At 69.8% G+C, this 12640-nt stretch carries 10 protein-coding genes and 1 riboswitch; of the genes, 5 read left to right on the forward strand and 5 right to left on the reverse strand.

Annotation, left to right across the window (positions count from 1 at the left end; translation table 11 throughout):
* Positions 1-110: 110 nt before the first annotated feature.
* The 5 genes from ACFXDJ_RS15880 to ACFXDJ_RS15900 form a co-directional block, all read right to left on the reverse strand.
* Complete coding sequence (locus tag ACFXDJ_RS15880; protein WP_384659844.1) at positions 111-1823, reverse strand: ABC transporter substrate-binding protein; 1713 nt, start codon at positions 1821-1823, stop codon at positions 111-113.
* A 94-nt stretch (positions 1824-1917) separates the two neighbouring features.
* The gene (locus ACFXDJ_RS15885) at positions 1918-2910 is read right to left on the reverse strand and encodes an ABC transporter permease (RefSeq protein ID WP_384659841.1); all 993 of its coding nucleotides are present in this window, start codon (positions 2908-2910) and stop codon (positions 1918-1920) included.
* Between the two features lie 469 nt (positions 2911-3379).
* Positions 3380-4120, reverse strand: coding sequence for an enhanced serine sensitivity protein SseB C-terminal domain-containing protein (locus ACFXDJ_RS15890; RefSeq protein ID WP_384659839.1), 741 nt, complete (start codon positions 4118-4120; stop codon positions 3380-3382).
* Between the two features lie 67 nt (positions 4121-4187).
* Positions 4188-4898, reverse strand: coding sequence for an enhanced serine sensitivity protein SseB (locus tag ACFXDJ_RS15895; RefSeq protein ID WP_384659836.1), 711 nt, complete (start codon positions 4896-4898; stop codon positions 4188-4190).
* A 77-nt stretch (positions 4899-4975) separates the two neighbouring features.
* Complete coding sequence (locus ACFXDJ_RS15900) at positions 4976-5659, reverse strand: AAA family ATPase (RefSeq protein WP_384659833.1); 684 nt, start codon at positions 5657-5659, stop codon at positions 4976-4978.
* Positions 5660-5865: 206 nt separating this feature from the next.
* Positions 5866-5970, forward strand: a riboswitch (glycine riboswitch).
* Positions 5971-6154: 184 nt separating this feature from the next.
* Between ACFXDJ_RS15900 and gcvT the strand changes: the two genes are divergently transcribed.
* The 5 genes from gcvT to ACFXDJ_RS15925 all read left to right on the forward strand — a co-directional run bounded on the left by gcvT (position 6155) and on the right by ACFXDJ_RS15925 (position 12507).
* Entirely contained in the window at positions 6155-7270 is a 1116-nt protein-coding gene (gene gcvT, locus ACFXDJ_RS15905; RefSeq protein WP_384659830.1) for a glycine cleavage system aminomethyltransferase GcvT, read from the forward strand.
* A 166-nt stretch (positions 7271-7436) separates the two neighbouring features.
* Positions 7437-7820 carry a glycine cleavage system protein GcvH gene (gene gcvH / locus ACFXDJ_RS15910; protein WP_384659828.1) on the forward strand — a complete coding sequence of 128 codons (384 nt, stop codon included), beginning with the start codon at positions 7437-7439 and terminating at the stop codon, positions 7818-7820.
* Positions 7821-7835: 15 nt separating this feature from the next.
* Positions 7836-9092, forward strand: a complete 1257-nt coding sequence (gene glyA / locus ACFXDJ_RS15915) for a serine hydroxymethyltransferase (RefSeq protein WP_384659826.1) — start codon at positions 7836-7838, stop codon at positions 9090-9092.
* Positions 9093-9294: 202 nt separating this feature from the next.
* On the forward strand, positions 9295-10947 hold the full coding sequence (locus tag ACFXDJ_RS15920) for an APC family permease (RefSeq protein WP_384659824.1): 1653 nt from the start codon (positions 9295-9297) through the stop codon (positions 10945-10947).
* Positions 10948-11124: 177 nt separating this feature from the next.
* Complete coding sequence (locus ACFXDJ_RS15925; protein WP_384659822.1) at positions 11125-12507, forward strand: L-serine ammonia-lyase; 1383 nt, start codon at positions 11125-11127, stop codon at positions 12505-12507.
* Positions 12508-12640 lie beyond the last annotated feature (133 nt).

Consider the following 12640-nt stretch of genomic DNA (forward strand, 5'->3'; position numbering starts at 1 on the left):
CGCCTTCGTATTTGGGATGGGGGGGTGCTGGCTAAACATGTAGGGGCTGCGGTGGGGGGGCGCGGGGCCGCCCGAGGCTGGGGGCGCCCCGGACTCCGGGGCGGGTCTGACTACTTCATGACGCCGAGGGTGGCAAGGTCGATCTTGCCCATGGAGTCGTTGAAGTAGACGTTGGTCAGACGCGGGTTGTGGTAGACGAAGGCCTTGTCGAAGTTGATCGGCAGGTAGAGGGCCTTCTCCATGATCTTCTGGTTGATCTGGGTGTAGAACGGCGCGGCGGCGTCCGGGGTGGCGGCGGCAGCGGCGGTCTTGAACAGCCCGTTGATCTCAGGGTCGTTGATCATGGTGTAGTTGTTGTTGCCGTTCGGCAGGATGAACGACCCGTCGACCAGCGGCTGGAGGAAGCCGGAGCCGGAGTTGTAGTCGGCGCCCCAGCCCATCACGATGATGCCGTAGCCCTTGGTCTTCACGTTCTCGGGCGAACCGATGACCGAAGCGGAGAGCTTGCCGTCGTACTGGTCGATCGTGGCCTTGATGCCGACCTTGTCGAGCGCCGCCTGGAGGGACTCGGCGGTCTTGACCTCGGGGGCGCGGTTGTTGCGGACCGCGATGGTGGTCGTGAAGCCGTCCGGCTTGTTGCAGGCCTTGAGGGCCTCCTTGGCCTTGTCGACCTGCGGCTCGCCCTTGGTCAGGTTGAACGGGTCGTACTTCTTGTCGGCGCCGGGGATGCCGGGCGGCAGCATGTTCGCACCGAGGTCACCGCTGGTCGGGCCGCCTCGGGCCGTCTGCAGGGACTTGGGGTCAGCCGCGTAGATGACGGCCTTGCGGCACTCGACGTTGTCGAACGGGGCGACGGTCGTCGGGAAGGCGAAGTAACGGATGTAGCCCGTGAACGGGTTGTCCGCGTTGGCCTTGAGCTTGTCGTCCTTGAGGACCTTGTTCTTGCCGGCCGCCTGCATGCCCGTGCCGTCGACCGCGAGGTCGATGTCACCGGAGAGCAGACGCGCGTCCATGTCGTCCGGGTTGGTGGTCACCGTGAAGGAGACCGTGTCCGGAAGGCCCGTACGGATCGTGTCCGTCTTCGGGTCCCAGTTCTCATTGCGGACGAAGGTCGCGCCCTTGCTCGCCGTGAACTCCGAGACCTTGTAGGGGCCGGTGGAGACGGGCTTGTTGGTGTACGTGGCACCCGTGTCCTTGCCCGCCGGGACCGGCGAGGAGGACGGCATGGCCAGCAGGTACTTGAAGTCGGAGTTGGGGCTAGCCAGGTTGAAGACGATCGTCTTGTCGTCCGGCGTCTCGACGGCCTTCAGACCCATCTTGTTGGGGTCGGTGTCCTTGTACGGGCCGGGGTACTTCTGGCCCTGGTCGAGGGTGTCGATCAGGTACGTGGGACCGCCGGACAGCACGTCCTGCGCGAAGACGCGCTCGATGCCGTACTTGAAGTCCTTCGAGGTGATCGGCGTGCCGTCCTCGAACTTCACGCCGTCCTTGATCTTGACGGTGTAGGTCTTGCCGTCGTTGCTCACGACCGGGTCGGCCGCGGCGAGGTCCGGGACCAGCTTGGTGCCGGCGGCGCCGGGCTTGCTGTCGTACGCGAACAGCTGGCGTATGTAGAGACGCTGCAGGTTCCACACGAAGCCGTAGTAGGCGCGCGCCGGGTCGAGGTAGTCGACGTCCTGCGGGGACCAGAGCTTGAGCTCTCCGCCCTTGGTGGTCGACGGGTTGACGACCCCGGTGGTCGCGGCGTTGAAGCCCGTGGCGCCGGCGGCCGGCTTGGCGTCCGGCTTGCTGCCGTCGGCCTTGCTGCACGCCACTGCCGACATGGACAGGGCAGCGACCACGGCGGTGATCGCGAGTGCCTGCTTTCTGCGGATCACGTTGTCCAACCTCCATTGGTGGGTGAATCGTTGAAGCGGTTCAGCTGCCCTTGGGGTCGAGTGCGTCACGCAGCCCGTCCCCGAAGAGGTTGAACGCCAGGACGGTGATGAAGATCGTCATACCGGGAACCACCATGTACATGGGGTCGTCCTGGTAGATGGGGACGGCGTCGGAAAGCATCTTTCCCCAGGAGGCCGTGGGCGGCTTGACGCCGGCACCGAGGAAGCTGAGGGCCGCCTCCGTCAGGATGTTGGTCGGGATGATCAGCGTCGTGTAGACGAGGATCGGTGCGACCAGGTTCGGCAGCAGCTCCTTGATCAGGATGTAGCCGCGGCCGGCCCCGAGGCTGCGGGCCGCCTCGACGTACTCGCGTTCGCGCAGCGAAATCGTCTGGCCCCGCACGATGCGGCCGATGTACGGCCAGCCGAAGAAGCCGATGACGACGATCAGCACGCCCATGCGGACGCCTGAACCGGTGAAGCCCCAGAGGGAGTTGGGGACCACCGAGACCAGCGAGATGGTGAAGAGCAGCTGCGGGAAGGCCAGCAGCAGGTCCATCGTGCGGCTAATGAGGCCGTCGACCCAGCCTCCGAGGAAACCGGCCAGGGCGCCCAGCAGGCTGCCGAGGACGACGGAGACGAAGGCCGCGAGGAAGGCGACGACCAGGGAGATGCGTGCGCCGAAGACGATCCGGCTGAACACGTCGCGCCCGTTGGTCGGTTCGACGCCCAGCAGGTAGTCGGAGCTGATGCCGCCGAACGATCCGAGCGGCGTGCCGAATTCCGGGTCGAGCAGATCCTCGTGGAACTCGTTGGGCGGGTGGCCCAGCAGGCTCACGATCAGCGGGGCGAAGACCGCCACCAGGATCAGGAAGATCACGATCACGCCGCCCGTCAGCGCGATCTTGTCGCGCTTGAGCCGCATCCATGCGATGCGGCCGGGCGAGCGGCCTTCGATGGCCTTGGCTGGGACGTCGGCTACGGACACGGGTGCGGGTGCTTCCGCGCTCGTGTCATGCAGTGGTGCCGTCATCGTGGTGGGGACCCCTCTCGGCCGACGGGTCGGCCCATGCCCGCCGCTGTGGCGGCGTTGGTGCGGAGTGGCGCTCGGAGTGCGGTGTGCGCTCGGCACTGGCGGTACAGGCGTTGCTGGTGGTGCACGTGGTGCTGTACGAAACGACAAGCGAATTTCCCGTGGCGAACCAGACTTTGGAGGACTGACCCGCTCTTGGGTGGGGAGTCTTCATCGGGCGCTCGATCAGCCGCCAGACCCGCAGGTGAATGGATGCGCAACCGTGATGTGAGGGCCGGGTTCCCGTTATCCGGACTTCACTGCCACCTCAGCGGAGCAAGACCGTCCGTTCGGTACGGAATCGGACATGGCGCCCAACTCGGCCCACTACCATGCCTATTGGGCGCACATCAGCGGCGAAATCAGGACAACGCAAAGGCCGCACGGAACGACTGTTCCGTGCGGCCTTCGGTGGCTTGATACCGATGTCTCAGTAGGCGGGCGCCGGTCCCTCACGGTCGTAGAACGGCCGGGTGCGGGCACGCAGCCACATCGCCACCGGGTCGTGCTCGTCCGCGAGCGCGACCGTGCACACGGGCACTCCCTCGGGGACCACGCCGACCGACTGGCGCATCATCTCCCGTACGGACTCCAGCGCGTGCGCGGAGGCGTCGTACAGATCGAGCCCCACGGCGAGGTACGGGGACCCGAGCGCGGGCTGCACCCAGGCGCGGCGCAGCGAGCGCACGGCGGGCGTGCGGTGCGCGTGCTGCGTGAGCAGCCCGTAGAACTGCGGGAGCTCGATGGCGGGCTCGGACAGCCGCAGCGGCCCGGCCGGCATCCGGTCCAGGCCGGTGGCGATCCGGCGCAGGTCGGCCCAGGGAATGCCGACGCCGCCGCCCTGGGCGTGCGGGTTGAGCCACAGCCCCCAGCGGTCGGGGTAGAGGGCGCGGGCGATGTCCCGGCCGGTGACCACCTCGTAGCCGCGGTTCCAGCCGCTGGCGGCCAGCTCCTGGGGGGAGGTCACGCAGGGCGCGTACCCGAGGCCGTCGACCTCCATGCCGCCGTACTGGGCGTCCGGGGAGCCGGGCTGCCCTTGCCAGAGCAGCATCCACAGCCGGCCCTCGGCGAGGGCGTGCAGGAGTGACTCGTAGCTCTCGTAGCGCCCGGGAGTCACCTGGCGCAGCATGTGCTCGACCTGCCCGACCGCGGCCGTGCCTGACGCACTCACCCGGTACCCCTCTTCGTCTCTTCGTCCGCCCGTCGCCCACGCGTGTCCGCCACCAGCTTAAGCGTGCCTACAGCACGTGGAAGGGGCGTACGCGCGTAACGATGAAGTCGACGACCGGATCTTCGACGCCGTCCAGGAGGATCAACTGCACAGGCCAGGGCGCCGATACGCGGGCCAGGGCGCGCCCCAGCGCGTCCATCGGGGCGTTCCGCATGGCGGGCTCCCATCCCACCAGCCGGACACCGATGTACAGCTGCGGCGCCCCGCCCTCGACGCTGGCGAGGCAGCGGTACGCGGCCGCGACGGCTCCGGTCGCGCGGAACTCCTCCGCGGCGACGGCCAGGAAGTCCACCGGGTCCTGCTGCCAGTCGGGCTCGAAGAGCCGGACCCGGCCGCCGGTGGCGGTTCCGTCGAGCGGGGTGCGGCCGGTGCGGCAGAGCTCCGCGACGGCAGGCGGGGGCAGCGGCGCGCCGACGGCCCCCTCGGGGTTGAGCGCGATGCCCAGCTGCGGGGGCAGGCCCCGGGCGAAGTCCACGGCGGGGGCGACGGCGAAGTCCATGCCGGGCCCGGCGCAGGCGCGGAACTGCTCCTCGGAGGTGTAGACGGGCACGTACGCGGCGCCGTTGATCTCCATGGTGGGCAGGTCCAGGCTGGCCACGCCCCCGGGCAGCGGGATCCACACGTGGCTGCGCCCGAGCACTTCGAGGATCCGCCCGCCGGCGTCCGCCTGCCCCAGCGCCGCCCCGAGCACCTGCTCCAGCTCGTTACCCGGCCACATGTACGCCTCCGCTTGCTTGCCCTTGTTCCGCCCCGAGGTTAACGGGCGGAGGCGGGCCGTCCGTCGGGGCGGGACCACTAGTGGCGCGGCTCACTGCACAGCTGCTGGAAGCCGATCGCCGTCAGACGGGAGGCCGCCGGGCGGTCCAGGAGGATCACCGAGGCGCAGCCGGCCGGCGGACGGCCCGACTCCGCCTCGCGCAGCAGCCGGGCCACCGCGACCCGGTGCCGGGCGAAGGCGTACGCCGACACGCCCCGGCCCCGCGCGGCCTGCCCGGCCCGGGCCTCCTCGGGGGTGGTGTCCAGGAGCACCAGGTGCAGGGCGCGGCCCCGGCGCCGGGCGGCCCGGGCGAGGAGGGCCCGCACCCAGCTCTGCGTCCCGCAGTCGTGGACCACGGCCGAGGCGCCGGAGCGGAGCACCCGCCACAGCCCCCAGTAGTGCGCGATCCGGACCGCCGGGCGGTAGACGGCGTAGGGCACCGCGGCCGGCATCCGGCGCTCCCACCGCTCGCGCGCGTCCTGGGAGTCGATGCCGCCACCTTCGGCGGCCCGCTTGAGCAGGGTGGTCTTGCCGCCGCCGGGCAGTCCGGAGACGACCACGATGTCCCCGTCGGCGAAGCGGAGCCGCCCGGGGGCCGCGGAGCCGGTCCCGGCCCGGGGGCCGCGCAGGTCCCGTACCCTCCCCGGCCCCGCCCCCACCGCGGCTGCCCGTACGACGCTGCGCTGCGTCGGGACCCCGGGCACCGCCGGCGCCGCCGGCACCGCCGGCGCCCCCGGCGCCCACGCTCCGAATCTCCGCACAGTGATCGCCTCCCCCGCGTCGGGTCACGAAGACCCTTCCCCCTGAATGTAAAGAGACGGTAATCCGGGGTCCCCGGTTCCGCTCCGCTTCCGGACCCCCTCCCCCATTCGGCCGCACGCCGTGCAATGATGTGCGCCATCTGGACACCAACTGCATACCGGCCGCTTGAATCCACGCGGGAGAGTTCCGACCGGCCCCCAAAGGCCGTACCGGACGCCGAAGGAGCAAGTACCTCCCTTGAATCTCTCAGGCCCCGTACCGCGTGGATGAGGCAGATCTGAAAAGCGAGCCGCGCAGGCGCCCGTGAGGGCACCGGCGTCGGCTCCACCCAAGGTGCAAGTCGAAGACCTTCCCCTGGAAGCGGGGAACTCTCGGCGAACCTCTCAGGTTCCGATGACAGATGGGGAGGAACTCCTCCTCGTCATGTCATGCCCTGGGACCCGGGAGCCACACCCATGAGCACTGCCCCCCGCCTGACCGCCCTCGATGCGCTGCACCGTGAGCTCGGTGCGACCATGACCGATTTCGCGGGCTGGGACATGCCCCTGCGGTACGCCAGCGAGCGCGACGAGCACAACGCCGTCCGCACCAAGGCCGGTCTGTTCGACCTCTCCCACATGGGCGAGATCACCCTGACCGGCCCCGAGGCCGTCAAGGTCCTGGACTACGCGCTCGTCGGCAACATCTCCACCGTCGGCGTCGGCCGCGCCCGTTACACGCACATCTGCCGGGAAGACGGCGGCATCGTCGACGACCTGATCGTCTACCGCCTGGGCGAGACCGAGTACATGGTCGTCGCCAACGCCTCCAACGCCCAGGTCGTCCTCGACGCGATCACCGAGCGCGCCGCCGGCTTCGACGCCGAGGTCCGCGACGACCGTGACGCGTACGCGCTGCTCGCGGTCCAGGGTCCGGAGTCCCCCGGCATCCTCGCCTCCCTCACCGACGCCGACCTGGACGGGCTGAAGTACTACGCCGGCCTGCCCGGCACGGTCGCCGGGGTGCCCGCGCTGATCGCGCGTACGGGGTACACCGGCGAGGACGGCTTCGAGCTGTTCGTCGCCCCCGAGCACGCGGTGCAGCTGTGGCAGGCGCTGACCAAGGCGGGCGAGGGCGTCGGCCTGGTCCCGGCCGGTCTGTCCTGCCGCGACACCCTGCGCCTGGAGGCGGGCATGCCGCTGTACGGGCACGAGCTGAGCACCTCCCTCACCCCGTTCGACGCGGGTCTGGGCCGGGTCGTGAAGTTCGAGAAGGAGGGCGAGTTCGTCGGCCGGGCCGCCCTGGAGGCCGCCGCCGAGCGGGCCGCCTCCAACCCGCCGCGCAAGCTGGTCGGTCTGATCGCCGAGGGCCGCCGCGTCCCGCGCGCCGGCTTCTCCGTCACCTTCGACGGCCAGGTCATCGGCGAGGTCACCTCGGGCGCCCCGTCCCCGACGCTGGGCAAGCCGATCGCGATGGCCTACGTCGACGCGGCGTACGCCGCGCCCGGCACCTCCGGCGTCGGCGTGGACATTCGCGGTACGCATGAGCCGTACGAGGTCGTGGCTCTGCCCTTCTACAAGCGGCAGAAGTAACCCTGTAACGGATCGAGGCCGTACGGGCAGCCCTCGCGGCTTCCCGTACGGGCGCACGCCCGCGCTCCGTCCCGGTCCGTCACAGTCCGCCTCAGCCCGTCTCAGCCCGTCTCGGCACGCAAGACCACTGTTCGATCCACTCCCCCGCATCCAGGAGAATCAGGCCATGAGCAACCCCCAGCAGCTGCGTTTCAGCAAGGAGCACGAGTGGCTGTCGGCCGCCGTGGACGGCGTCGCGACGGTCGGCATCACGGAGTTCGCGGCCAACGCGCTCGGTGACGTCGTCTACGCCCAGCTTCCCGAGGTCGGTGACACGGTGACCGCAGGCGAGACCTGTGGCGAGCTGGAGTCGACCAAGTCGGTCAGCGACCTGTACTCCCCCGTCACCGGTGAGGTCGTCGAGGCCAACCAGGACGTCGTCGACGACCCGGCGCTCGTCAACACCGCCCCCTTCGAGGGTGGCTGGCTGTTCAAGGTGCGCATCACGGACGAGCCGGCCGACCTGCTCTCCGCCGAGCAGTACGCCGAGCTCACCCACTCCGACAACTGACCCCAGGGGATCTTGATGTCCGTACTGAACACCCCTCTCCATGAGCTCGACCCCGCCGTCGCCGCCGCCGTCGACGCCGAGCTCGTGCGCCAGCAGTCGACCCTGGAAATGATCGCGTCGGAGAACTTCGCTCCGGTCGCCGTCATGGAGGCCCAGGGCTCGGTCCTGACCAACAAGTACGCCGAGGGCTACCCGGGCCGCCGCTACTACGGCGGCTGCGAGCACGTGGACGTCGTCGAGCAGATCGCGATCGACCGCATCAAGGCGCTGTTCGGCGCCGAGGCCGCGAACGTGCAGCCCCACTCGGGCGCGCAGGCCAACGCGGCGGCGATGTTCGCGCTGCTGAAGCCGGGCGACACGATCATGGGCCTGAACCTGGCCCACGGTGGTCACCTGACCCACGGCATGAAGATCAACTTCTCGGGCAAGCTCTACAACGTGGTCCCGTACCACGTCGACGAGACCGGCGAGGTCGACATGGCCGAGGTCGAGCGCCTCGCCAAGGAGTCCAAGCCGCAGCTGATCGTCGCGGGCTGGTCCGCCTACCCGCGCCAGCTGGACTTCGCCGCCTTCCGCCGCATCGCGGACGAGGTCGGCGCGTACCTGATGGTCGACATGGCGCACTTCGCGGGCCTGGTCGCCGCGGGTCTGCACCCGAACCCGGTGCCGCACGCCCACGTGGTCACCACCACCACGCACAAGACCCTGGGCGGTCCGCGCGGCGGTGTCATCCTGTCGACGCAGGAGCTGGCCAAGAAGATCAACTCCGCGGTCTTCCCGGGTCAGCAGGGCGGTCCGCTGGAGCACGTGATCGCGGCCAAGGCGGTCTCCTTCCTGGTGGCGGCCTCGCCCGAGTTCAAGGAGCGCCAGGAGCGCACCCTGGAGGGCGCGAAGATCCTCGCCGCCCGTCTGGTCCAGGACGACGTCAAGGCCGTGGGCGTGGACGTCCTCACCGGCGGCACCGACGTGCACCTGGTCCTGGTCGACCTGCGCAACTCCGAGCTGGACGGACAGCAGGCCGAGGACCGCCTCCACGAGGTCGGCATCACGGTCAACCGCAACGCCATCCCGAACGACCCGCGACCGCCGATGGTCACCTCGGGTCTGCGGATCGGCACGCCGGCGCTGGCCACCCGCGGTTTCGACGCCGAGGCCTTCACCGAGGTCGCCGAGATCATCGCGCAGGCGCTGAAGCCCAGCTACGACGCGGACGACCTGAAGGCGCGCGTCTCGGCGCTCGCCGCGAAGTTCCCGCTGTACCCGACGCTCTAGGCGTCCCGACGCTCTGGGCGTACCCGACGCTCTAGGCGCCGGCCCGGGAGGGCCCGGCCTTGTTATGCACAGGGCCGGGCCCTTCTCATGACCAAAGCCCCAGGTGGATGCGGCCCATTGCCACTGAATTAGCCAAAAAATGGCAAATAGGCTCCGAATAAAGGACCACCCGCACCCCCTGGCAGGACGGACACCACACCTCATGGACATGAGCGCGGCCAACAGGAAGGGGCTCAGCCTCTTCGCCCTGATCATGATCGGGCTCGGCTCGATCTTCGGCTCCGGGTGGCTCTTCGGCGCGGGCCAGGCGGCCGCGGTCGCGGGGCCGGCGGCCATCATCGCCTGGGTCATCGGTGCCGTCTTCATCGGCATGATCGCCATGTCCTACGCGGAAGTGGGCGCGGCCTACCCGCTGCCCGGCTCGATGGCCCGCTTCGGCACCATCTCGCACGGGCCGGTGCTGGGCTTCATCACCGGCTGGGCGGTCTGGATCGCCATCGCCGCGCTGATCCCGATCGAGTCCATCGCCGGTACCCAGTACATGTCGTCCTGGAACTTCGGCTGGGCCAAGGGCCTGGTCGAGAACGGCGGCCTGACCACCTCCGGGATGGCGATGGCCCTGTTCCTGACCGTGGCCCTGTGGCTGGCCTGCTACTGGTCGGTGGCGCTGCTCGCCAAGGCGAACAACCTGCTCACCCTGGTCAAGTTCGCCATCCCGGTGCTCGCCGTGATCGCCCTGATCGCCTCCGGCTTCCACACCGGCAACTTCACCGACCACGGCGGTTTCGCTCCCAACGGCTGGTCCGCGGTCATGACCGCCGTCACCACCTCCGGTGTCGTCTTCGCCTTCAACGGCTTCCAGGCCGTGGTCAACCTCGGCGGCGCCGCCAAGAACCCCGGCCGCGCCATTCCGCTCGCCCTGGTCGGCGCGCTCTCCCTCGGCCTGGTCATCTACCTGGCCCTGCAGATCGCCTTCATCGGCGGTGTCCCGCCGGAGAAGCTGGCCGAGGCCGGCGGCTGGAGCGGCATCAACTTCGCCTCGCCGTTCGCCGACCTCGCCAAGATGCTGATGCTGCACTGGGTCGTCACCATGCTCCAGTTCGGCGCCTTCATCTCGCCGTCCGGAGCCAACATCGGCAACGTCGCCTCGGCCTCGTACATGGCGCAGAACCTCGCCGACACCGGCTTCTTCCCGAAGAAGATCCGCGAGGTCCACCCCAAGTACGGCACCGCCCGTCCCGCGATGTGGCTGAACCTCGGCTTCTCGATCCTGCTGCTGGTCACCGTCGGCCACAGCTGGGAGGCCCTGGCCAGCGTGGTCTCCGCCGCGATGGTGGTCTCGTACCTGATCGGCCCGATCGCGGTCGGCGTCTTCCGCGAGACGAAGCCCGAGCTGCCGCGCCCCTTCCGCCTGCCGGCCGCGAAGATCCTCTGCCCGGTCACCTTCGCCTTCGCCGCCTGCGCCCTGTACTGGTCCAAGTGGCCGGACACCGGCAAGGTGGTGCTGCTCACCCTGGTCGCAGCCCCGATCGCGGCCGTGGTGCTCAAGCGCAAGGGCGAGAAGAACCTGGCCGGGCAGTTCGCCCCGGCCTGGTGGATGATCGCCTTCCTGCTGTGGCTGGGCACGCTGTCGGCGCTCGGCAGCAAGGAATTCGGCGGCCACGGGGTCATCCCGGGCGGCGTGGACATCGCCATCGTCGCCGTCTCGGCCCTGGGCTTCTACTTCTGGGCCGTACGGTCCGGGGTCAAGGCCCACCACGCGGGCCTGCCGGGCCCGGACCCGGTCCTGGACGCCGCCCCCGCCGGGGAGACCGACGCAGCCGCCACACCGGAGCGCGAACTGACCCACGCCTGATCCACGCCCGATCCCACGCCCGGGCGTCCCCCTCCCGACCCGTCCGGCGGCCGAGCTGTTCACCTCACCGCGTTAAGCTCGGCTGTCGGACAAAATCCGCAGATCACCCCGATCGCTCCCCTCTCCTCCCCGCCCTGCCCCGCTCCCACCCACGAGCAGACATAGGAGTCCGCAACCGTGGCCATCTCCGTCTTCGATCTCTTCTCGATCGGCATCGGTCCTTCCTCCTCCCACACCGTCGGCCCGATGCGCGCCGCGCGCATGTTCGTGACCCGGCTCAAGAAGGATGGTTTCCTCGCCCAGACCGTCTCCGTCCGCGCCGAGCTCTTCGGCTCCCTCGGAGCGACCGGCCACGGCCACGGCACCCCCAAGGCCGTCCTCCTCGGCCTGGAGGGCCACTCCCCCCGCACCGTGAACGTGGAGACCGCCGACGACGAGGTCGAGCGCATCCGCAAGACGGGCCGCCTGCGGCTGCTGGGCACGGAAATAGGCGATGTCCACGAGATCGCCTTCGACGAGCCGAACCAGCTGATCCTGCACCGCCGCAGGTCCCTCCCGTACCACGCGAACGGCATGACCCTCTTCGCGTACGACGCCGCGGGCACGCCGCTCCTGGAGAAGACGTACTACTCGGTCGGCGGCGGCTTCGTCGTGGACGAGGACGCGGTCGGCGAGGACCGGATCAAGCTCGACGACACCCCGCTGAAGTACCCCTTCCGCAGCGGTGACGAGATGCTCCGCCTCGCGAACGAGACCGGCCTGTCGATCTCCTCGATGATGCTGGAGAACGAGAAGGCCTGGCGCACGGAGGAGGAGATCCGCGAGGGCCTCCTCGAAATCTGGCGCGTCATGCAGTCCTGCGTCTCGCGCGGCATGTCCCGTGAGGGCATCCTGCCGGGCGGTCTGCGGGTCAAGCGGCGCGCCGCGGGCACCGCCCGCCAGCTGCGCGCCGAGGGCGACCCGCAGGCGCACGCCATGGAGTGGGCGACGCTGTACGCGATGGCCGTCAACGAGGAGAACGCGGCGGGCGGCCGGGTCGTCACCGCCCCCACCAACGGCGCCGCGGGCATCATCCCGGCGGTCCTGCACTACTACATGAACTTCGTGCCCGGCGCGGACGAGGACGGCGTGGTCCGCTTCCTCCTCTCCGCGGGCGCGATCGGCATGCTCTTCAAGGAGAACGCCTCGATCTCCGGCGCCGAGGTCGGCTGCCAGGGCGAGGTCGGCTCGGCCTGCTCGATGGCGGCCGGCGCCCTCGCGGAGGTCCTGGGCGGCACCCCGGAGCAGGTCGAGAACGCGGCCGAGATCGGCATGGAGCACAACCTCGGCCTGACCTGCGACCCGGTCGGCGGCCTCGTCCAGATCCCCTGCATCGAGCGCAACGGCATGGCGGCCGTCAAGGCCGTCACCGCGGCCAAGATGGCCATGCGCGGCGACGGCACCCACAAGGTCTCCCTCGACAAGGTCATCAAGACCATGAAGGAGACGGGCGCCGACATGAAGGTCAAGTACAAGGAAACCGCCCGCGGCGGCCTGGCGGTCAACGTCATCGAATGCTGACCTGACCCTGCCCCTGTCCTCGACAGCACCGCGGCCGCGCCCCCCCCCCCCCCCGGGCCGCGGGGGGGCGCGCGGCGGGGGGGGGTGGGGCGCGGGGCGCGAGAGGTGTGGGGGGGGGTGGTGTGTGTGGTGT

Origin of the sequence: Streptomyces sp. NPDC059443, from assembly GCF_042750105.1 — a bacterium.
In the GTDB taxonomy this organism is placed as follows: Bacteria; Actinomycetota; Actinomycetes; order Streptomycetales; family Streptomycetaceae; genus Streptomyces.